Annotated in this window: 19 protein-coding genes and 1 riboswitch; of the genes, 14 read left to right on the top strand and 5 right to left on the bottom strand. The window is 58.4% G+C overall.

The window, feature by feature from the left end; all coding sequences use genetic code 11:
• The first annotated feature begins 12 nt into the window (after positions 1–12).
• The 3 genes from EAV92_RS13965 (at position 13) to EAV92_RS13955 (ending at position 3,699) form a co-directional block, all read left to right on the top strand.
• A complete protein-coding gene (locus tag EAV92_RS13965) occupies positions 13–1,203 on the top strand; it encodes an aminotransferase class I/II-fold pyridoxal phosphate-dependent enzyme (protein ID WP_123041670.1) in 1,191 nt (396 codons plus the stop codon).
• Between the two features lie 88 nt (positions 1,204–1,291).
• The gene (locus EAV92_RS13960) at positions 1,292–2,176 is read left to right on the top strand and encodes a 5'-3' exonuclease (protein WP_123041669.1); all 885 of its coding nucleotides are present in this window, start codon (positions 1,292–1,294) and stop codon (positions 2,174–2,176) included.
• 83 nt (positions 2,177–2,259) lie between these two features.
• Complete coding sequence (locus EAV92_RS13955; RefSeq protein ID WP_123041668.1) at positions 2,260–3,699, top strand: phosphodiester glycosidase family protein; 1,440 nt, start codon at positions 2,260–2,262, stop codon at positions 3,697–3,699.
• Between the two features lie 15 nt (positions 3,700–3,714).
• On the opposite strand, the gene EAV92_RS13950 is transcribed toward EAV92_RS13955, so the two are convergent.
• Positions 3,715–3,990 (bottom strand): hypothetical protein, encoded by a 276-nt coding sequence (locus EAV92_RS13950; protein ID WP_123041667.1) that lies wholly within the window; start codon positions 3,988–3,990, stop codon positions 3,715–3,717.
• A 72-nt stretch (positions 3,991–4,062) separates the two neighbouring features.
• Positions 4,063–4,359 (bottom strand): DUF3055 domain-containing protein, encoded by a 297-nt coding sequence (locus EAV92_RS13945; RefSeq protein WP_206424221.1) that lies wholly within the window; start codon positions 4,357–4,359, stop codon positions 4,063–4,065.
• A 200-nt stretch (positions 4,360–4,559) separates the two neighbouring features.
• On the opposite strand from EAV92_RS13945, the gene EAV92_RS13940 reads away from it, so the two are divergent.
• The gene (locus EAV92_RS13940; protein WP_123041666.1) at positions 4,560–5,633 is read left to right on the top strand and encodes an HRDC domain-containing protein; all 1,074 of its coding nucleotides are present in this window, start codon (positions 4,560–4,562) and stop codon (positions 5,631–5,633) included.
• A gap of 59 nt (positions 5,634–5,692) precedes the next feature.
• Here EAV92_RS13940 and corA read toward each other — a convergent pair whose 3' ends face one another.
• On the bottom strand, positions 5,693–6,628 hold the full coding sequence (gene corA / locus EAV92_RS13935) for a magnesium/cobalt transporter CorA (RefSeq protein WP_123041665.1): 936 nt from the start codon (positions 6,626–6,628) through the stop codon (positions 5,693–5,695).
• Positions 6,629–7,090: 462 nt separating this feature from the next.
• A riboswitch (SAM riboswitch) is annotated at positions 7,091–7,207 on the top strand.
• A gap of 86 nt (positions 7,208–7,293) precedes the next feature.
• Between corA and metA the strand changes: the two genes are divergently transcribed.
• From metA to mqnC, 5 genes are all read left to right on the top strand, one after another.
• Positions 7,294–8,226 (top strand): homoserine O-acetyltransferase MetA, encoded by a 933-nt coding sequence (gene metA / locus EAV92_RS13930; RefSeq protein ID WP_123041664.1) that lies wholly within the window; start codon positions 7,294–7,296, stop codon positions 8,224–8,226.
• Positions 8,227–8,247: 21 nt separating this feature from the next.
• A complete protein-coding gene (locus EAV92_RS13925; protein ID WP_123041663.1) occupies positions 8,248–9,405 on the top strand; it encodes a PLP-dependent transferase in 1,158 nt (385 codons plus the stop codon).
• Positions 9,406–9,411: 6 nt separating this feature from the next.
• Positions 9,412–10,593 (top strand): MalY/PatB family protein, encoded by a 1,182-nt coding sequence (locus EAV92_RS13920; protein ID WP_123041662.1) that lies wholly within the window; start codon positions 9,412–9,414, stop codon positions 10,591–10,593.
• A gap of 93 nt (positions 10,594–10,686) precedes the next feature.
• On the top strand, positions 10,687–12,063 hold the full coding sequence (locus EAV92_RS13915) for an EAL domain-containing protein (protein WP_123041661.1): 1,377 nt from the start codon (positions 10,687–10,689) through the stop codon (positions 12,061–12,063).
• Positions 12,064–12,192: 129 nt separating this feature from the next.
• Positions 12,193–13,329 (top strand): cyclic dehypoxanthinyl futalosine synthase, encoded by a 1,137-nt coding sequence (mqnC, locus tag EAV92_RS13910; RefSeq protein ID WP_123041660.1) that lies wholly within the window; start codon positions 12,193–12,195, stop codon positions 13,327–13,329.
• A gap of 61 nt (positions 13,330–13,390) precedes the next feature.
• Here mqnC and EAV92_RS13905 read toward each other — a convergent pair whose 3' ends face one another.
• Positions 13,391–14,527: a GGDEF domain-containing protein gene (locus EAV92_RS13905; RefSeq protein ID WP_123041659.1), complete on the bottom strand. Its 1,137-nt coding sequence runs from the start codon at positions 14,525–14,527 to the stop codon at positions 13,391–13,393.
• Positions 14,528–14,653: 126 nt separating this feature from the next.
• Here EAV92_RS13905 and ytxC point away from each other — a divergent pair, with 126 nt between their 5' ends.
• The 5 genes from ytxC (at position 14,654) to EAV92_RS13880 (ending at position 20,474) form a co-directional block, all read left to right on the top strand.
• A complete protein-coding gene (gene ytxC, locus EAV92_RS13900; RefSeq protein ID WP_123041658.1) occupies positions 14,654–15,514 on the top strand; it encodes a putative sporulation protein YtxC in 861 nt (286 codons plus the stop codon).
• Positions 15,515–15,925: 411 nt separating this feature from the next.
• Complete coding sequence (gene thrS / locus EAV92_RS13895; protein WP_123041657.1) at positions 15,926–17,863, top strand: threonine--tRNA ligase; 1,938 nt, start codon at positions 15,926–15,928, stop codon at positions 17,861–17,863.
• A 90-nt stretch (positions 17,864–17,953) separates the two neighbouring features.
• Positions 17,954–18,475 carry an RNA polymerase sigma factor gene (locus tag EAV92_RS13890; RefSeq protein WP_123041656.1) on the top strand — a complete coding sequence of 174 codons (522 nt, stop codon included), beginning with the start codon at positions 17,954–17,956 and terminating at the stop codon, positions 18,473–18,475.
• Positions 18,476–18,618: 143 nt separating this feature from the next.
• On the top strand, positions 18,619–20,019 hold the full coding sequence (locus EAV92_RS13885; RefSeq protein WP_123041655.1) for a methyl-accepting chemotaxis protein: 1,401 nt from the start codon (positions 18,619–18,621) through the stop codon (positions 20,017–20,019).
• Positions 20,020–20,117: 98 nt separating this feature from the next.
• Positions 20,118–20,474 carry a hypothetical protein gene (locus tag EAV92_RS13880; protein ID WP_241158272.1) on the top strand — a complete coding sequence of 119 codons (357 nt, stop codon included), beginning with the start codon at positions 20,118–20,120 and terminating at the stop codon, positions 20,472–20,474.
• Positions 20,475–20,797: 323 nt separating this feature from the next.
• On the opposite strand, the gene EAV92_RS13875 is transcribed toward EAV92_RS13880, so the two are convergent.
• On the bottom strand, positions 20,798–22,078 hold the full coding sequence (locus EAV92_RS13875; RefSeq protein WP_123041654.1) for an ammonium transporter: 1,281 nt from the start codon (positions 22,076–22,078) through the stop codon (positions 20,798–20,800).
• Between the last annotated feature and the right edge of the window lie 65 nt (positions 22,079–22,143).

Genomic DNA, 22,143 nt, shown 5'->3' with positions numbered 1-22,143 from the left:
AGGAGCGTCATCATGGAAAACTCGAAATGGAGATCCCGGAGGCTGGATCGGCTGGGCTCGGCCATTTTCGCGGAAGTCGCGTCTTGGAAAGAGGAAGCCCGCCGCGCGGGGATGGACGTCATCTCGCTCGATATCGGCAGCCCGGACCGGCCGCCGGCAGAGTCCGTCCGGGAGGCGCTGGCGGCAGCCGTCCAACGGCCGGACATGTACCGTTACCCGGGGACCGAAGGGACGCCCCGGTTTCGTGAGGCCGTCGCCCGCTGGTACCGCCATCGTTTCGGCGTGGAGCTCAACTCCGAGCATGAAGTGCTGGCCCTGATGGGCACGCAGGACGGCCTCGGCCACTTGGCGCTGGCGATCACGAACCCGGGGGACGCAGCCTTGCTCCCCGATCCCGGCTATCCCGTTTACGGAGCGGGGCTCGCGGTAGCCGACGTCGAGGCGATTCCGCTGCCGCTGTCGGCGGAGAACGGCTACCTGCCGGACTTCGACGCCGTGCCGGAAACGGATTGGGACAAGGTGAAGTTCATGATTCTGAACTATCCGAGCAATCCGCTGTCGGCGGTCGCCGATCTCGCTTTCTTTGAACGGGCCGTCGATGCCGCCCGGAAGCGCGGCGTGCTGCTCGTACACGACAATGCATACAGCGAGATGGCCTACGACGGTTTCCGCCCGCCCAGCGTGCTTCAGGTGCCGGGCGCGTCGGATGTGGCGGTGGAGTTCCATTCGCTGTCCAAATCGTTTCACCTCGCCGGCACGCGCCTGGGGTTCGCCGTAGGCAACCGGGAGGCGCTGTCCGCTTTGCGGGCGCTCAAAAACAACATCGATTTCGGCGTTTTCCTGGCCGTGCAAGAGGCTGGGGTTGCCGCGCTGGAAATGGACATGGCCGGGACCGAATCGGTGGCCGGCATGTACCAGCGGAGGCGGGACGCCTTTATCTCGGGGCTGCATAAGGCGGGCTGGAACGTGGAGCCGCCGAAGGCGACGATGTTCGTCTGGGCGCCCGTTCCCGAGGGATGGTCGTCGCGGCGATTCTCCCGTGAAATGCTCGCGAAGGCCGGCGTGGCGAGCATTCCCGGCAACGCCTTCGGCGCCCGGGGAGAGGGCTTCGTTCGGCTTGCGCTCGTCGAATCCGAGCAGCGCCTGGAAGAGGCGGCCGAGCGGATCGGCGCTTTCTTGCGCGAAGCCGAGCCGACCGAATGAAGGATGAGCGTCTTTTTATCCTGCCGATAGGCGGATCTATGTTAAAATAGAGAATGGATTTATCCTCCGGGAAGGAGAACGTTATCCCATGTTAAAAGAATCAGCCGGAGGCACCCCCTCGGTGCTGCTCGTCGACGGCATGGCGCTGTTGTTCCGCGCATACTTCGCAAGTGCTTACAGCGGCTTCGTCAAACGGAATCGCGACGGCCTGCCCGTGAACGCGATCCACGGCTTCCTGCGGTATTTGGGCGACGCCGTCCGCAAAATCAAACCGACGCATTTGGTTTGCTGCTGGGATTTGGGCGGAGGCTCGTTCCGGATGCAGCATTTTCCGCAATACAAGGGGAACCGCCCGGAAGCGCCGGACGACCTCATTCCCCAGTTCGAATTGATCAAAACCGTCACCGAGCACTTCGGCATCGTGAACGTCAGCTGCGAAGGTTACGAAGCGGACGACTGCATCGGCACGCTGGCGCGCCGATTCGCCGCCGAGACGGACGTATACGTATTGACCGGCGACCACGACCTGCTTCAGTTGGTGGATGACCGGATCACCGTCGTCATCATGAAGAAAGGCCACGGCAATTATGCCGTGTACACGCCGGCCTATCTCATGGAAGAGCGGCAGATGAAGCCGGCACAGATCGTCGACCTCAAAGGCTTGATGGGCGACGCGAGCGACAACTATCCCGGCGTGAAAGGGATCGGCGAGAAAACCGCGCTCAAGCTCATTCTCGAGCACGATTCGATCGACGGGATCCTGGAAAACCTGGCGAACCTGCCCGCGTCCGTCCGGAAGAAAATCGAAGCCGACCTGGACATGCTGCATCTGTCGCGCCAACTGGCCACCATCCACTGCGAAGCGCCCTTATCGATCGAATTGTCCGAATGCCTGTGGATGGCAGACCGCGATAAAATCACTTCCATCTGCGAACGCGTCGAGTTCCGGGACGCCTTGCGCTGGATCGGCTGAGCCGCCGGTTCCGACGACCTAAAAAACGCCCCTTGAAATGCCGATAGCAAAGAAATCGGCAAATAAAGGGGCGTTTTCTTCTTATGTTCAACTCCTACTCAAGCAAATTCGTCCGTGCAGCGGCGGGGCTGACGCTTGCCGCCTCTTTGGTCTGGGCCACTTCCAGTCCTACGGTGATCGGAGCGGAGCCCGTCCCCCCGCAGGAGGCCGAAGCCGCGACGCCATCCCCGTCGCCAGCGCCGGAGTCTCCCGTACCGGCGGTCTGCGCGGAAAGTGCCTTGACGGTCGAGCTGGGAAGCCGATTGGACATCCCCGGGAAATACGGCATGGACCGCTCGGCTTTCACCTATGCGATGAAGCCGGCAAAGATGGCCCGCGTCACCGATCGCGGTCTCGTCATCCCCCTTGCGGCGGGCGGCTCGGTTTTGTCCGTCGGAACGGCGGAACCGTCGACGGGCAGCCTGACGCCGCTTTGCGACATCTCCGTGACGGTACGAGCCGCCGATATTCCAAAAACCCCATTGACGCCGAAAGTGGAGACTCGCAAGATAAAATCGGGGTCCAAAACGTTTTCGGTTCAGGTGGTCACCCTTCCGAAAGGCATGCCGGCTGATGTTGCATTAGCGGGAGGCAAGGTCGGCGGCGTCGAAGATTTGAAAGACATGGCTCTCAGGAGCCACGCGGACGCCGCCGTGAACGGAACGTTCTTCGAGGCGTACGGAGGCATTCCGGAGCCCTGGGATACGATCATCCATGACGGTCAAATCGCGCATTTGAGCAACAAAGGAACGACGATCGGATTTACGGCGGACGGGATCGCCAAGATGGACTCGCTCCGAATCAAGATCGAAGGGTCCATCGGCGGTTCCGACAAATGGCCGAACAATTGGTACGCTTACTTCTTTAACCGCACCCCCTCCAAGGAAAGCAATGCGGCGACGTTGTTCACGCCCAAACGGGGATCGAAAATCGGTTTCGCCTACGGCACTTCGATCGTCGTCAAAGCCGGGATCATCGAGAAAATCGCCGCGAACGAGAACGTCGCCATTCCGCAAGACGGCTTCGTGCTCGTGCTGACGGGCACCGAAACCAAACAGGCGGAGCGTTTCCAAGTGGGCAAAACGGCCGCTTACCGGGTCCGCTATATGAATGCGGAAGGGCAGCCGATGGATTGGGGGGACGTCGTCACGGCCGTCGGGGCCGGGCCTCGGGTGCTGAAGGACGGGAAAGTCGCCGTCGACGCCAAGAAGGAAGGATTCACGCAGGAGAAAATCATTTCCTTGGCGGCGGCCCGAAGCGGGATTGGCATCCGCAAAGACGGCAGCGTCGTGGTCGTGACCGTCGGAAAGGCGACCGTGCGCGAGCTTGGGGACATTTTGAAGGCGGTCGGGGCGGTTCAAGGCATGAATCTGGATGGAGGCGCGTCATCCGGATTGTTCGCCAAAGGAAAAATGCTGACGAAGCCGGGCCGGCTCATCAGCAATTCCTTGGTGTTCGGCGCGAACTTAAGGTTCGCTCCGTAACGGGTATTCGATTCGTCAGACGTCGTTCTCGTCGGTTGCATGGTCGTGCAGATCGTGATCGCCGGGATACCCGCGCTCGAGTCCTGCGTGCAGCTCCCGGTTTTCGTACATGAAGCGGTTCGGAGGACGTTGGTCTTCCCGCCAGGGCGTGCTTTTGCCCAGGGTTTTGACCAGCAGGGAAGAACCGTAGGGGCCTTCCGGGAATTCCTCGGCCGTGAGGTCGTTACGCTGGGATTCCACGGTGGACAAGTCGGGATCCGGTTGTTTTTTTTCTGGCCAAAACCAGGGCATTGGAGAACCTCCCTTAAACGGGCGAATTTCCAATAGCATCTCCGGCGGGGTCTTAACTTACTCTGGAGAACCTCAGTCCGTAAAATTCACGGCGCCGAGCACGAGGACCAGGAATTGCGCAAGCTCGGCTGCCTGCTCTTCGGTGATGCGGAATGTATTCTCTAATACGCCTTCTTCCTCCAGATCGTCAGCGCCCAAAATACCGCTGCGCCCGCTTTGCATGTCCGTGACGAGTTTTTTGCCGTAAAAACGGTTGGTCGTCAGGATCGCAAGATCGAAACGGTGCAGGTTCGGCGTGACGAAGGTGACGAAGCGGGTGGACGTCTGTTCGGTACTGTCGGAAAGAAAGTCGTAGTCCTTCATTTGCATGGGCGATAAGTCCTCCTGGCATCCATTCATATGGTTTCATTATACGCGAAGGAGGAGGCATTCCCAAGGGATCTTCGGGAACCGCGGGTATTCCGCGCTGTTCGCCTTGCCAAGCTGCCGTTTTTTTGCTAATCTGGAAGCGTTCAAGACTGTTGGGATTGAGGAAGCACCTCTCCGCCGTTCGCGCGGGAGGTGCTTTTTTGCCGTCTGCGGATCCGACCGGCGGAAACGGCTGGACGAATACGGGCCCGCGGAGCGGGACGAAGGAGGAAACGCAGGTGCAGATCGTTTTTCTGAATCGGTTGGAGCGTTTGGACGGCAAAGAGGAGGTCCGGGGCCAGGTGTTCATCGGGGAGCACCAGGGGACTTGGACCGCGGGGTGGCGCAACGGGGACTCGAGGGCGGAGGCCGAAGACGAGATTTGGTACGAGGGCATCAGCTGGGAGGAGTTGCTGGCTGCCTTCCGCCACGGCGCCGCCGTGAAAATGAGAATGGGGTTTCGCCCGTTGATCGACGGCTTGCTGGACGCTCCGATGTGGGAACGGGAGCCGTCCCTGCAGATGCAAGTGCAATGTTATGCCGAGCTGCATGAGGAGAATCCGGATCTCGCGAACGCCTTGAAGCAATGGAGAAGGGCGAAAGCCTCCGAAGAGAAACGTTCCGCGTATCTCGTCGCGACCAACCGGGAGCTGCATATGCTGGCCGTCTATGCTCCCCGGACGCCCGCCGAGCTCGCCCAAATTCCCGGCTTCGGCAAGACGAAGACGGAGAAGTACGGCAGCGAGCTGATCGAGTTGCTCAATGACGTGCCGCGGGAGCATTCGTTCCCGCTGGATTGGGTCGCCCGCGCGGTTGACGCCGACCGTTTCGCCGAGTGGATGTTCAAGATCAAGGAGGAGAAATACGGGCGCGCCTTGTCGTCGGTTCGCGACAAGCGGTCGCTCCTGGCGGCGATCCGGGACGGCAAAACGCTTGCCGAGATCGAAGCCGCCCTTCAGTGCGACCGGAGGACGCTCGTTGAGCGGATCGAACGCTTGGACGAGGAAGGCTACGACGTGCTGCCGGTCGTCGACTTGGAGCTTTCCTCCGTGCCCTCGGAGGAGTGGACGCAAGCTTCCGAAGCGATGGTTCAGCTGGGCGACCGTTATTTGAAGCCGCTGCTCCGCAAAATTTACGGGGAACCGGAAAACGGGCAGCCGGAGACGGAGCGCCAGTACGAGAAGCTCAGAATGATGAGGATCCGCTTCCGCCGCGAGCGCCAATCCGCCATCTGACCGCAAAAAAGCTGCCTTCCAACCCGGAAGGCAGCTTTGCGTCGCTTTTGGGGGATTTCTCACAGCCAATCCTTTTTTCTGAAGAAATAAAACATGCCGAAGCCGAGTACGGCCATCATGATCAGGAGCACGATTGATCCGTGTTTGTCGTGCATCCCCGGTATATAATCGAAATTCATCCCGTATACTCCGGTGATGAAGGTGAGAGGCATGAAAATGGTAGTCAGCGCGGTGAATACGCGCATGATGTCGTTCGCGCGGTTCGCGACGCTGGACTGGTAAGCCTCCCGCAAGTTCCCCATGAGATCGCGGTACGTCTCGAACGTCTCGTAGATTTTGACGGCGTTCTCATGAATGTCGCCGAAATATTTTTGCAGCTGGTCGTCGATCAGCCGAAGGTCTTTCTTATTGAGCGTGGCGATCACGTCGCGCTGCGGTCCCAGCATCTTCTTGAGCCACAGGATTTCGCTTCGAAGGCCGATGATTTCGGTCAGGTGGGCCTTCTTCGTGTGCATGAGGATATCCTCTTCGAGCGACTCGATGCGGCTCTCGATCCGGTCGCCGACGACGAAGTAGTTGTCGATGACCGTGTCGACGAGGTGGTACAGGAACCGGTCGGCCCGATTGACTTCCTGCTCCAGCAGAATCGGTTTGATCGAGCGCAATTCGTGGATCTTCGTGCGGGTAACAGTAATGATATAATGGCGGCCGAGGAAAATGTTCAAGGCGCGCAAAAAGATTTCTTCATCGTCGAATCGGATGCTGTTGATCACGAGGAAGTACTGGTTCTCGTAGATCTCCAGCTTGGGCCGCTGTTCTTCTTCGGTCAAGCAGTCCTCGACGGCCAGATCGTGCAGGTTGAACAAGGCTTGCAGCAAGCCGAGATCTTCAACGTCTGCGTCGATCCAGTAAAAACCGTCTGACGGGGCTTTTACCGCGACTTCGATTTCTTCGATCGGCGTGAATACGCCGTTCGTCACCAAACGGATTTTCATGGAAACCTCCTCCTGACGCGTACCCTGCCGGCTGATTTCACGCCGCAAGGGTCATGTCACGCGTAATGATGCAGGACGGGCTCCATCGTTGGATAGGGATCGGCCTATCCGGCGAGGCCGGACCAAGCGTGGATCCCCCGATCGGCATTCCATCCTGCGGTATCGATCACCTGGCGGCATGCTGGCCTCGGATGATCTCCTTCCATGTCCGGCTCTCCCCTTCCGTATCGCGGATTCCGGCGCTTTGCGCGCTCGGTGGACGTGATAAGTATAAGCCTGAGCAGCCGGGTTTTTCAAGATGATTTTCAGGCGTTTTCCGTGCATGAAATAACATATAACGCAGCGGTTGCGATGGTTCCCGTTTTCCCGAAATAAAGGCTGTCTGCCGGCGTCGTCCGCCTACTTGACGGGTATGGGGTTTTCGGGTACATTATTGTCAAACGACAACTGAATGAGTTTGCCATCTTATCAAGAGCAGGCGGAGGGACTAGCCCGATGAAGCCCGGCAACCGGCGTCGCCATATGACGCACGGTGCTAATTCTTGCGGAGACGCGTTTAGCGTTTCTGACAGATGAGAGGGGCGCGCTGAATGGAATTTTTTCAACGACCCTGTCTCATCGGGGTCGTTTTTCGTTTTCATATCCGATTGAAGGAGGAATGCGGGATGCCGATCAAAGTGCCCGACAACTTGCCCGCCAAAGAAGTGCTCGCGGGGGAAAACATTTTCGTGATGGACGAAAGCAAAGCTTACCATCAGGACATCCGTCCGCTGCGCATTGCGATCCTCAACCTCATGCCGACCAAGGAGACGACGGAGACGCAGCTGCTCCGGCTGATCGGCAATACGCCTTTGCAGGTCGAGGTCGTGTTTCTCCACCCGAAGACGCACACGTCCAAAAACACGTCGGCGGAGCACTTGGAAAGCTTCTACAAAACGTTCGACGAAATCGAAGACGAGCAATACGACGGCATGATCATCACGGGCGCTCCCGTGGAGACGCTGGAGTTCGAGGAAGTGAATTATTGGGACGAGCTTCGGGACATCATGGATTGGTCGGCCAGGAACGTCACTTCGACCCTGCACATCTGTTGGGGAGCGCAAGCGGGACTGTACCACCATTTCGGGATTCCGAAAGTTCCGCTGGCCGAGAAAATGTTCGGCGTGTTCCCTCATACGGTCGCGAAGCCGAATACGCCTTTGCTGCGCGGTTTCGACGAAATGTTCTACGTCCCGCAGTCCCGGCATACGGAGGTGCGCCGGGAGGACGTCGCGAACGCGGAAGGGCTCGACATCCTGTCGGAATCGGAAGAAGCGGGCGTATACATCGCGGCGTCGCATGACGGCAAGCAAATTTTCGTCACGGGCCACTCCGAGTACGATCCGCTGACGCTGAAGTGGGAATACGACCGCGACCAAGCCAAAGGCCTTCGCATCGACGTGCCGAAAAACTATTTTCCGGACAATGATCCGTCCCGCCTTCCCGTTTCCACCTGGCGGGCTCACGCGAACCTATTGTTCTCCAACTGGCTCAACTATTATGTTTATCAAGCGACGCCGTTCGAGCTCGGCAAAGCCCAGAAGCACGCGCTGCGCTAACAGAGGAGGCCCATTCCATCCATGAATATTGAGAGTCGTTTGGCTCAGATCGGTTCGCTGGAAGATCCGGCGACGGGAGGCGTCAGCTTCCCGGTTTATCACTCGACGGCATTCCGGCATCCTCGTCTGGGGCAAAGCACGGGCTTCGATTACGCGCGGACCAAAAGCCCCACGCGTTCGGTGCTCGAAGCGGCCGCGGCCGACCTCGAAGGCGGCGACGCCGGTTTCGCCTGCAGCACGGGCATGGCGGCGCTTCAGACCATTTTCGCGATGTTCAGCCAAGGTGACCACTTGCTCGTATCCCTCGATCTTTACGGCGGCACGTACCGTCTGCTCGAGAGAATCATGAGCCGTTACGGCGTCACCGCCACTTACGTGGACACGAACGATCTCGACGCGCTGGAAGCGAACAGCCGGCCGGGTACGAAAGCGGTGCTCATCGAGACGCCGACGAATCCGCTCATGATGATTACCGACGTAGCCAAAGTGTCCGCCTGGGCCAAACGCAAGGGCTATCTCGTCATCGTCGACAACACGCTGCTGACGCCTTTCTTCTTCCGTCCCATCGAGCATGGGGCCGACATCGTCATCCACAGCGCCACCAAATATTTGGGCGGGCATAACGACGTCCTGGCGGGTCTCATCGTCACCAAAGGCGAAGAGCTGTCCAAAGAAATGGCGTTTCTGCACAACTCGATCGGCGCCGTTCTCGGCGCGCAGGATTCGTGGCTGCTGATGCGCGGCATGAAGACGTTGGCTCTCCGGATGGAGCGGCACCAGGAAAATTCGGTGAAAATCGCGACCTGGCTGAAGGCCCACGAGGCTGTGGAAGAGGTGTACCATCCGGCGCTTCCGCATCATCCGGGGTACGAAGTCCAGCAACGCCAGACTTCCGGCAACACCGGCATTTTCTCGTTCAAAATGAAGGATGCCCGGACGATCGAGCCGATCCTCCGCCAAATCCGGCTGATTGCGTTCGCGGAAAGCCTGGGCGGCGTGGAATCGCTGATGACCTATCCCGCCGTGCAGACGCACGCGGACATCCCGGAAGAAATCCGGCGCGCGGTCGGGGTGGACGATAAACTGCTCCGTTTCTCGGTCGGGATCGAGCATGTCGACGACCTCATCGCCGACCTGGGCCAAGCCATAGACGCCGCTTTGAACGAGATCGGAGGCTGAACCGCAATGACATACGATTTCGACCGGGTATCCGACCGTACGGGAACCCATTCTTACAAATGGGACCAGTCCGAGAAGCTGTTCGGGCATGCAGACGTGCTTCCGTTGTGGGTAGCCGACATGGATTTCGAGCCTCCGAAGGAAGTGGTGGAGGCGATCGTCGAGCGCGCGAAGCAAGGGGTTTACGGCTACACGATCCGTTCACAGGAATATTACGAAGCGGTATGCGGTTGGCTCAAACGCCGTCACGGGTGGGAAACCAAGCCGGAGTGGATCACGTCGAGCCCCGGCGTCGTAGCCGCGTTGAGCCTTATCGTCCATGCGTTCTCGCAGCCTGGGGATAAGATCATTTTGCAGTCTCCCGTTTATTATCCTTTCTACGACGTCATCCGGATGAACGGCAGGACGGTGGTCGAAAACGCGCTCATCCTGAACGACGGCCGCTACGAAATCGACTTCGATCTGCTTGAACGGCAAGCGGCCGACGGGGCCAAGCTTCTGCTGCTTTGCACGCCGCACAATCCGGGCGGCCGCGTCTGGACGCGGGAAGAGCTCACGAGGATCGGGGAAATTTGCGTCCGGCACGGCGTTCTCGTGGTGGCGGACGAAATCCACCAGGATCTCGTCTATCCGGGCCATAAGCACGTTCCGTTCGCCAGCCTCGATGAACGTTTCGCGAACATTTCGTTCACTTGCATCGCCACGAGCAAGACGTTTAATCTGGCGGGACTGCAGGCATCCTCCGTCATCATTCCGAACGACGAGCTTCGTCGGAGATACAACTATGCATTAAAGACGTTTTCCCTTCACATGGAATCGTATTTCGGCATCACGTCCGTCGTGAGCGGTTATACCCATGGCGACGAATGGCTGGATCAGCTCATTCCTTATCTGCAAGGAAACGTCGACTTTTTGATTGAATTCGTGGGCAAACGCCTGCCGGAGATCCGGGTTATCCGGCCGGAAGCTACTTATTTGGTCTGGATGGACTGTACGGCGATTTCCCCGGATCCGGCCGACCTGAAGAAGCTGATGTTCGACGAAGCCCGCGTGGCTTTCACCGAAGGCTCCGTCTTCGGCAAGCAGGGCGAGGGTTACTTGCGCGTCAATGTGGCTTGTCCGAGGTCGACGCTTGCCGAAGCTTTGGAGCGGTTCGCGGCGGCGGTCGAAGCGAGAAAAACGAGATAATACGCTAATTCGCTCGATTTTAGGCAATTTTTGCTATCCGCCGTTCGAATTGTGCTACAATAGGTGAAACTCCCTTGACAGGATGATGGCCTCGTGACCTCTCCCACGCTTCTCGAACGGATTTCCATGGGACTGAAGCTGCTGCTTCCGGACCGCGCGATCAAATTTTTCCCGCCGGATTTCACGCTCCGACGGCCTGTTCTTTCCCTTCTCGCGAAAGGGTTGGAAGGGCAGTCGGCGTGTTATTTGGCTTTGTTCCGGCTGGAGTTCGCGCGGCTGCAGCACGAAGTTTCGGAAGAAGCATGGGCGAGCCTTCACGACGCGGCAAGGCGTCATCTTCGGATTGCCGCCGCAGAGCAATGGAAAGACGAAGAATTGATCGTGCTGGATCAGTTCGACCGCGCGGATTACGTGTTGCTGTTCCGTGCCGAATCCCATGGCGTAGGGGTTTCCGCGGGATTGCCTCCCGCCATGAACGAGAAGCTCGAACGCATGCGCAGAAGCCTGGAGGTCGGGCTGCACGGCGCCGCTCCGGAATGGCGGCTTAATCTGCGGGTCGTGCTGGCGAGCGTACCGCTCCATGCGGCCAAAGGCCAGTCATCGCCCGAAAATTTGCTGAGGGAATCGTACGAGTTCGCCCGGGCGCTTGCGACGCGCCAGGCGACTCCGCAGACGGCGGCGGCGCGGCGGCAGCTTGAGCAAATGCTGGAGCGCGGCGCGGTATCCGTGCTGGCCCAGCCGATCATGAACTTGACGAGCGGGGACGTGTCGGGTTGGGAAATCCTGACGCGCGGTCCGGAAGGCAGCGCGTTCCATATGCCGGACGAGCTGTTCCGGCTGGCCTCCCAGACCCGGCTGCTGAGCCGGCTCGAGTTTCTGATCATCAGCAAGGCCTTGGAGGAAGTGGCCTCTCGGGACATTTCGGAGCCGGTGTTCCTGAACGTGACCGCCGTCACGCTGACGCATCCTCTGTTCCTTTCCCACGTCTTGAAGTGCTTAGAACGGCACCCTGGATTGTCCGCCGGTCAAATCTACTTCGAAATCACCGAACGCCACGAGGTGTCGGATTTCGAAGCGATGGCCGTCATTCTCGCATCGTTTCGCCAGCGAGGCTTCCGTTTCGCCGTGGACGATGCCGGAGCCGGCTATTCCAGCCTGCAGTGGATTGGGGAACTTGGGCCCGAGCTGATCAAGATCGACCAGTCCGTCATCCGCCACGTCGACCGTGTCGCGGTGAAAGAAAGCATGCTCAAAGCGCTCGTGACGTTGGCCAAAGAGCTGAACTGCGAGGTTGTCGCCGAGGGCGTGGAGCGGGAGGAAGAAGCGGACGTGCTGTTCCGCCTCGACGTGGACATGGGCCAAGGCTACTACTTCGCCCGTCCGAGCGCCTTGCTTCCCGCCGATGAGCGGGTCATGTTCCAGGAAACGAAAGCACGGATCCAGCACCGCAGGGGGCAAGCCGCCTCCTGATTCCCAGCGCACAACACGTGCGCTTTTTTATTACAATTCGATGGCGGTGATGACGGTCCCGTCCAGATTGTGTTACGATGGGAGAGCAAGAGGGGAGCTTTTCGTTTCCCGGGAGAGGGAGGATGCACAATGAGTCGGATCGACACGATCCTGCAAGGCGCTCTCCAAGGCAAGAGATTGGAGAAGGAAGACATCATCGCCTTATTCGAATCGGACGAAATCGAGAAGATGGGCGACACCGCCAATAAAATCATGCTCAAAAAACATCCGGAACCGATCACGACCTTCGTGGTGGGACGGAACATCAACTATACGAATATTTGCGACGTTTATTGCCGTTTCTGTGCGTTTTACCGCGCGCCGGGATCGAAGGAAGGTTACGTGCTGTCCGACGAAACGATTTTCCGGAAAATCCAGGAGACGATCGACGTCGGCGGTACCGAAATCCTCATGCAGGGAGGTACCAATCCCGACCTGCCCTTCGAGTATTATTTGAATCTGCTGCGGGAGATTAAAGTCCGGTTCCCGGACATTACGATGCACTCGTTCTCGCCGGCGGAAATCCGCAAAATGCAGGTCGTGGCCGGCAACATCCCGATCGAGGACGTCGTACGCCAGCTGCATGAAGCGGGATTGGATTCCTTGCCGGGCGGCGGAGCGGAAATCCTCGACGACCGTACCCGGTCCAAAATCAGCAAGCTGAAGGGTTCCTGGAAAGATTGGATGGAGGTCATGACGACCGCCCACAAAATCGGCATGAACACAACGGCGACGATGGTCATCGGCTTCGGGGAGTCGATGGAGGAGCGCGCGCTTCACTTGCTCCGCGTCCGCGACGCCCAAGACGAGTGCCTGAACAACGGCTATCCGTCCCCGGGTTTCCTCGCTTTCATTCCGTGGACGTTCCAGCCGGACAACACGAACATGAAACGCGAGAAAGCGACGCCGGAGGAATACCTGAAGACGCTCGCGATCAGCCGCATCGCCCTCGACAACATCGACAACTTCCAGTCGTCCTGGGTGACGATGGGACCGGAAATCGGCAAGTTGACACTGTCTTACGGCTGCAACGACTTCGGAAGCACGATGATAGAAGAGAATGTCGTCTCCGCCGCCGGCACGACGCATAAAGTCAATATCGGTTCGACGCTGGACATTATCCGCGAAGCGGGTAAAATCCCCGCGCAGCGCAATACGAAGTACAAGATCCTTAAAGTCTACAATGAGAACGACACGGTCGCCCGCGACTTCGTCATGCAGAACTGATCTCGATACGACAAAGCCCGCAGCCATAATTGGCTGCGGGCTTTTTGATGGGCATTTAGACTCAGCGGTTGTCTTCCGAAGCCGCGGCGGCTTCTTGCGACACGTTCATCGCTTCGGCGGCAACCGTCCGGTTTTTACCGCTGCGCTTGGCCGCATATAAGGCGGCGTCGGCCCCTTGGAAGAACTTCTCTTTCCCCATGCCCGGCTCGTAGCGGTTGATGCCGATGCTGATCGTCACGGGCAGCCCGCCAAGCGAATCATGCGGCGTCTCGGCAACCGTTCGCCGGATTTCTTCGACCGAGTCGTAAGCGGCCGGGTATTCCAGTTCCGTGAACAGGATAACGAATTCTTCTCCCCCGTATCGGGCGACGAAATCGTTGGCGCCGACCTTCGAGCGCGCGATCGCGGCCACTTCCCGGAGAACGGCGTCTCCCGCCCGGTGTCCGTACGTATCGTTGACCTTTTTGAAGTTATCGATGTCCATTACGGCGATCTGCAAATGAAGCGAGCCCTGATCCGCCTGTTCCACCAGTTTCTCCACATATTCGTGGTAAGCCATGTGGTTGTACGTATCCGTGAGTGCGTCGGTTTTGGCCAGCTTGTCCATGAGAATATTGCGAACGAGCAGCTCCTGGTTGGACTCGTAGGAGGAGCGCAAATGCTGCAGCGCCTCGCGGCCCCGGGTGAGCACGCCGAAAGCGATGCCGCTGTATACGGAGATGAGCACCGTCATGGACACGAGACCGATGGGGCTGATCAGCGTATGGATATCGACGTTCAGCATATAAAGGATGTAAAGCGAAGCAAAAGTATTCGCGATGGCGAAGGCGAGCTTCTTGTATTGGAAATAAAAAATGCTGATCATGATCGGGAAAAACAGGAAGAATAGCAGGTAATCCAAGCTGGAGTGGATCGCGGTAACGATGACGGCGAGCAGCGTGGAGGCTTCGATGAGAAAGTAATCGTGATATTTGGGGGCCAGATAGCGGACGCAGCCTTCCGCCGACAGAACGACGCCCAGCATCATCAGGGTGGGCAGAGCGACGTACCGGGGGAAGAACTCGGCGGCCGAAAGCTCCGTCACGAAATACATATAAAGGATTTCGACGGCAGTGGCCAAAGCGAGCACGACCCAAAATCCGTTCAGAAGGAGCCGGTTCCATCGTTTTTGATTGAATTCCATGGACGGTAAAGACATAAGACCTTCCCTTCGGCAGTCCGGGGCTATTTTATAAAATATACCATAGCGGCTCGCCCATCGTATATCCCTTTTTGGGTCACCATATAGTTAATAACAAGCTCCGAAGACGGGGGGGTGTCCGTGATGAAGCGGGTTGAGTTCCTGGTTGAGCGCCGGCATGACCGCGGCTCGCTCGAACGGCTGGCGGCCATGCTGAACCGGGCGATGATGGGGCCCGAACGAGCGGTGGACGCAATGCAATGGGAGTTGTCGGGGGAAGACGGATTCATGCGCATACAGCTTCCGCTCGGACCCGGTCCTGCAGCGCGAAGAAGCTTATGCGAACAAGTCGGGAGCGTGCTGGCGGATTTTACGCTGAGCGAGCATGAGCCGCAATTGTTGAGGAAAATGTTCCAGCACCGTTATGGAATCGAGGACGCCGTGGAAACGGACGCCCTCATCGCGGAGGCCGTCAGCCTGTTGGACGGGGAATGCGAACCGGAGCAGACGGGACCGGGACCGGGCAGGGAAAGAAGAATCCGTAAGCTGACGTCCCGATTCGCGGCTTACTTGGCCGAAAACGACAGGCTTCACGTCGACGGGTTCATCCGTTTCCGGCTGGGCGAGTACCGGGCCGAAGTGCTGGAAGCTGCGGAGACGGCCATGGAAGAAAGGCTGATGGAACGCCAGTATGAAGAATTCATGGCCGCGCTGAAATCGATGGTGGACTGGCAGCGGACCGGATTGCCCGCCGTACACGTCCTGCATGCCGGCGGACATGCCTTCCGCCTGCTGGATGAAGACATGCGGCCGTTGGAACGGGACGACTTGCTCCCGGAGGACGCGTCGGAAGAGGACGAAGAAGAAAGCTTGCTCGTGAGCCGCTTGCTGGCCGTATCGCCGGGACAGCTGCACATTCACACGCCGGAACCCGAGTCGCAGGTCATCCGGACGCTGATCGGCATTTTCGGAGACCGCGCCGCGTTGTATCCCCACAAACCGTAGGCTCTGCGCGGCTTGACGCGGATTGGCGGCATTGTTATAATTCTGAGTATCTTTTCGCTTCCCATCCGAAAATGATCAAACAGCGACGATAAAGACATGATCCCATCTGCGCGGACGATCCAGAGAGAGGAAACCCGGCTGAAATTTCCTCGCGCACCGGCGATGCGATTACCCCTTTGGAGCTGAGCGGTTGAATCGGGACGGCCCAGCCGGACCTCAGTAAGCCGCAACGGTTCATTCCCGTTACCGAATGCACCGAGGGTCTTATCGCAGCATCGTCCCCATGGACGAGCGGATAGGCCGAACGAGGGTGGAACCACGAGCCGACAACAGGCATCGTCCCTATGGAGACGGTGTCTTTTTTTATTTTCGGATGCAAGCGTAAAACCCATACGGGAGGAGAAAGTTCACATGGTGCAAGTGAAACTGCCGGACGGAGCGGTCCGGGAATACGAGGCCGGAGTAACGGTCGAAGACGTGGCGGGCTCGATCAGCCCGGGACTGCGCAAGAACGCCGTAGCGGGGAAGGTGGACGGAATTACCGTCGACCTCAATACGCCGATTTCCCGGGACGCATCGTTGGAAATTCTGACGCTCGACCAAGATGCCGGACTGCAAGTCATGCGCCACAGCACGGCACACTTGATGGCGCAAGCCATCAAACGGCTGTACGGCGGAAACAACGTGAAGCTCGGCATCGGCCCGGTCATCGAGGACGGCTTCTATTACGATATCGACATGGAGCAATCCATCACGCCGGAAGACCTTGCTAAGATCGAACAGGAAATGGAGAAGATCGTCAAAGAAGACCTGCCGATCGTCCGCCGGGTCGTCAGCCGCGAGGAAGCGCTGGCCATCTACGAGGAAATCGGCGATCCGTTGAAGCTCGAGCTGATCCGCGATTTGCCCGCCGACTCCGTGATCACGATTTACGACCAGGGCGAGTTTTTTGATCTGTGCCGCGGCCCGCATCTTCCTTCCACCGGGAAAATCAAGGCGTTCAAGCTGCTGAGCGTAGCTGGCGCTTACTGGCGCGGAGACAGCAAGAACAAAATGCTGCAGCGCATTTACGGAACGGCATTCGCCAAAAAAGCTCAGCTCGACGAGCATCTCCACTTCCTCGAGGAAGCCAAGAAGCGGGATCACCGGAAGCTGGGACGGGAACTGAACATGTTCACGTTCTCCCGCGAAGTCGGCCAAGGCCTGCCGCTCTGGCTTCCGTACGGCGCCAAGCTACGCCGCACGCTGGAGCGCTACATCGTGGATCTGGAGGAACGGCTTGGCTACCAGCACGTGTATACGCCGGTGCTCGCCAACGTCGATCTGTACAAAACCTCCGGCCACTGGGAGCATTATAAGGACGACATGTTCCCGCCCATGGAGCTGGACAATGAAGAGCTCGTGCTCCGTCCGATGAACTGCCCGCACCACATGATGGTATACAAAAGCGACATGCGCAGCTACCGCGATCTGCCGCTTCGGGTCGCCGAGCTCGGCACGATGCACCGCTACGAGATGTCGGGTGCGCTCACCGGTCTCCACCGCGTGCGGGCGATGACGCTGAACGACGCGCACATCTTCTGCCGCATGGACCAAATCAAGGAGGAGTTCACGCGGGTCGTGAACCTCATCCGCCAAGTGTACGAGGATTTCGGCATTCGGGAATACCGCTTCCGCCTGTCCTACCGCGATCCGCAGGACAAGGAAAAGTACTGGCCGGACGACGAAATGTGGGAGTCCACGCAGCGCATGCTCCGCGAGGTCGTCGAGGAGCTTGGCCTGCCGTTCTTCGAAGCCGAAGGAGAAGCCGCGTTCTACGGACCGAAGCTCGACGTGCAGATCAAAACCGCCCTCGGCAAGGAAGAAACGCTGTCGACGGCTCAGCTTGACGTGCTGCTGCCCGAACGGTTCGAGCTCGAATACGTGGGCGACGACGGCAAGAAGCACCGTCCGGTCGTCATCCACCGCGGCATCATCAGCACGATGGAGCGCATGACCGCGTTCCTGCTGGAGAACTTCGCCGGCGCGCTTCCGCTGTGGCTCTCTCCCGTGCAGGCGAAAGTCATCCCGGTCAGCACCGCTTATGAATCCTACGTTCGCGAGGTCGCCGAGAAGCTCCAAGCTGCCGGCATCCGCGCGGAAGTCGACTTGCGCAACGAGAAACTCGGATACAAGATCCGCGAAGCCCAGTTGGAGAAAATCCCGTACATGCTCATCGTCGGAGAGCAGGAAGCGGCGAACGGCACCGTGTCGGTACGCCGCCGCGGGGAAGGCGATCTCGGGGCTCAACCGCTCGGCGATTTCGTAGCCCGTGCAGCCGGCGAAATCGCGTCGAAACGCATCGATTAACGGCTCGATATGGGAGATATTCTCTTTTCCTCGGGTACGTGATAGAATAGGATTACCTATTTTCGCGCACGTTGAGGAGTGAAACATCCGATGGGGATCCTCCGCAACACCGGTCTTCCCGAGGCCTATCCGTCCGAGGAAGCCATGCTGGCCGAGATGTACAGGCAAATGCTGATGGTCGCGAAGCACAAGCTGTTCGACAAGAGCGATGCGGGAGACGTCGTGCAGGAAGCCTGGGTACGCATTTTAGAGAAGCAATCGTCTCTTCGAGAAGCCGAAAAGCTGATTCCGTGGGCCAAAACGATCACCTCCAATGTCGCATCCAACGCGAACCGTGCGAGAAAGCTGAAGTCGGTTTACGACGGTTATGTCAGGTATTTGTCTTCGCTGGAAACGTCGCCGACGCCCGAAATGTTGGCGGAGCTTTCCGATTTGCTGGGCCGGTTGGATCCCGCGACGCGGACGCTTCTGCTGTATAAATTCTATTACGGGTTCAAGGACGATGAGATCGCCGCGGCGCTGGACGTGCCGGTGGGCACGGTGAAAGCCCGCATCCACCGCAGCAAAGCCCGGCTTCTGAAAACGGCCAAGACCGGGAAACCGGGAGATTAGTCTGATCCGTCGAGTTGTGTCACTATATTTCACGCATTTTATGGAGGAACCTTCGGGTTCCTCTTTATTTTTGTCCTCCGACTGGCTATAATGTTAGAATAATTTACATAAAAACGGATCTAATTCTGTCGGAGGTTAACAAGATGACACGAAAATGGACGCAATGGTTACGTCTTAAAGAGAACGTCGTCACCGCGACGCCGGCACAAACCGATAATCCCGAGAAGCTCCGCCGCATGACCGACGAGGCGCTCGTCATCGCCGACAGGCTTCAAGCGGCCGTTTCCGAAGTCGACCAAAGCATGGGCCAGCTCGGCACCTTGGCGGATAAAGCGGCGGTGAAGGAAGAAAATCTCAGGCAGCACAGCCGAAGCGCCATGGATTCCTTGAAAGAAGCCTTCTCCGCTTTGCAGGAAGTATCGGCGGCTTCGCAGGAAATCCGCGGCGTTTCCGAAGAAATGAGCGCGCAGAGCCAGCAGACGAGGGATGTTGTGCTCGAGGTCTGCAGATCGCTGCAGCATACGGACGAGGTCATGAACGATCTCTCCCGGAACCACGGCGCGATGGAGGAAAGGGTCAACGGCTTGATCGCTCAAGCCTCCAAGATCGGGGAAATCAACGCGCTGATCCAGGAGATCGTCACGCAAACTTCCTTGCTGGCATTGAACGCGGCGATCGAAGCCGCGCATGCGGGGGAGCACGGACTTGGATTTTCCGTCGTGGCGACGGAAATCCGCAAGCTGGCCGAACAAAGCGGACAAGCCGTCAAGCGTTCCACCGCCATCGTGCAGGAGATCGAGACGGGAATCCGCAACGTGGTCAGTTCGGTCGAGAGTGAGAAAGAATCCGTCTCTCGCGGGCTTCAGGAGATGGGGACGATGCGCGACAGCATGGACGCGATTTTCAATGCGATCCATAAAGTCGATCAACGGGCGGGCGTCACTTTGCGGTTCGCCGTCGAGCAAGCGGATCGGACGACGGCCGCGGGAGGAAGGCTGGAGGAAGTCGTCGAGGCCGTCAATCTGACGCTGACGAGTGTAGACGAGACCTTGGAGCAGAATAAGAAGCAGCGGGTGGAAATCGACAACCTCGGCCGCGTATCCACCGAATTGAAGGAGGCCGCCGGAGAGCTTTCCGAATCCGTGCGGCTTGTCGGCGATAAAAGGTCGGATGCAGGCGTCTCCGCGGATCCTTCGACGTGGATCTCCTGGCTTGGCGGCGTACTGTCGGATCCGGATTTGGCGGGTATGGAGCCGGCTAAGCACCGTGAACTGTTAAAGGGATGGTTGGGGCGCACCCAGGGGGTAGAAGCGATTTGGTCCAACCGGAGCGACGGTTCCTTCGTGTTCAGCGAACCGGAAGCCGGATTGCTCAACGCGCGCGGCCGGGAATGGTGGAAACGGGCGATGGCCGGGGAGACCTTCGTGTCCGAGTTGTACGTCTCCGCCATAACGAAGAAGCCTTGCTTGACGGTTTCGATGCCGATTCGGGGCAAAGACGGCGCGGCGATCGGCGTGGTGGGCATCGATATTGTGGTTTCTTGACAATAAACCTGACATAAGTGTTAACAAATTATATTGAACCCTTTATAATAGAATTAAATGTGATGAAAGTTAACAAAAATGATGGCAGGTGAGAAAGCTTGACGGAACCCTCATTGTCCCCCCAACCGGCGACGAACGTGAAGAAAAAGGCGGCTGAGGTGCATTCCTTGCTGGCGGCTCTCATTGCCAAGCGCGAGCAGGAAATCGTGGAAATCGAGCAGATGGTCGAACGTTACGAGCGCCGCCTTCGCAAGGAAGAACAAGCTTATCGCTCGTTGTCCCCGCTGCGCAGGATGCTGAGCGGGAAGAAACCGGACCATCATTTGGCGGTCGAGTATATCCATTACGTGAAGAAGCCGATGGAGAAGGTTCGTCTCCTTCGGGAAGAAGTCGGACGTTACTACGCCATGCTGAGCGGTTCGATTCCGGCGGATTTGCCGGATACCCTCGTTTAAGTCGAGTCCCTGAACGCGCGAACCATCTATAGGCCCGTCAATTTCGCGAATCTTTCGCGGCATTGACGGGCCATTTGCTTTTGAACGGGGTCATGAACGGTTAATTGGTGAATAGAACAGAAGAGGCGTGATGATGACGCGGGAGTGAGAGAGATGGAAACGAAAATGAGCAAATGGCTGCTGGCCATGCTGGTGCTGTTCGATATCGGGCTGATCCTGATGGTCGTCGGTCTGGTGATCACGATTTTGCAATAGATAAACGATTGAACGGAGATAGGAAAGGGCGTCGCCGGCCAAGACCGGTGACGTCCTATTTGTGCTTGTTAACGGGGATTTCGCAGATCGTCGACGTCAAGGAAGTCGTGCTCCTGGCTGTATGCCGGAACGCCGTGAATGCCGACGTCGAGGCCGATGAGCTCTTCGTCTCGGGACACCCTGGCGGGCTTAAACCGCTGGATGAGCGCGAACGTGCCCCATGTCAGCGCGAAGCCCCATACGGCGACGACCGCCAATCCAAGCGCCTGCGCGCCAAGTAGTTGCCAACCGCCGCCGTAGAAGAGACCTGCATGCGCGGTCGAGCCCGGCACCGCGAAGAGGCCGACGGCGAGCGTGCCTATGCTGCCGCTGATGCCGTGCACGGCGAAAGCGCCGACCGGATCGTCAACCTTCCGCGCCTCCAGCCATTCGCTGGCGAACACCATCGCGATTCCGGAAACGGCTCCGATCAGGATCGCGGCGGCGTCGGAGACGAAGGCGCAGCCAGCCGTAATGCCGACCAGGCCTGCAAGCGCGCCGTTGATGACCATCGGCGGATCGGATTTCCGGTAGCGGAGCATCGTGAACAGGATACAGGTTGCGCATCCGGCCGCGGACGCGAGCATCGTCGTCACGGCGATGTGGCCGATGGCCTCGTTGGTGGCGCTGAGCGTGCTCCCCGAATTGAAGCCGAACCAGCCGAACCACAGGATGAACGCACCGACCGATGCGAGCGGCAGGTTGGAAGGAGGCACGATGTTCGTTTTGCCGCCTTCTCCGAAACGGCCGATGCGAGGTCCGAGGAAAATGGCCGCGGCCAGCGCGGCGAAGCCGCCGAGGGCATGAATCGCGGCCGAGCCGGCGAAATCGACCATGCCAAGTTTCGCCAACCATCCTCCGGGGGACCAAATCCAGTGACCCGCGATCGGGTAGATGAGGCCGGTCATGAAAATCGTGTATACGATGTAAGCGCGGAAATGGATGCGCTCCGCGACCGCGCCCGAGACGATGGAAATGACGGCGATGACGAATGCGCTTTGGAACAACCAATAGGTGTCGTGGGAGATGTTCAGATGAAGATGCGTCAGGTCTCCTCCCATGAAGAACCCGCTGCTGCCGATCCATCCGCCCCAGTCCTTGCCGTACATCAAACCGAACCCGACGGCGTAATAGACGAGCGCTCCGAAGGAGATGTCGACGAACACCTTCATGATGATGCTGACGGCGTTTTTCTGACGGACGAAACCGGCTTCCAGCAGGGCGAATCCGCCTTCCATCAGCAGGATCATCGCGGCTGTAAGCACTACCCATATCGTGTCCAATCCCCTGGACAAATCCGCCAATTGCATCCTTTACAACTCCTGTAATGTTATAGAAACCTAACATAAATTCCGTAAATTCGCCCTCATTATAT

The organism is Cohnella candidum, assembly GCF_003713065.1.
Lineage (GTDB): Bacteria > Bacillota > Bacilli > Paenibacillales > Paenibacillaceae > Cohnella > Cohnella candidum.
The sequence above is the reverse complement of the archived record's forward strand: the minus strand, read 5'-3'. Positions and strand labels throughout refer to the sequence as shown.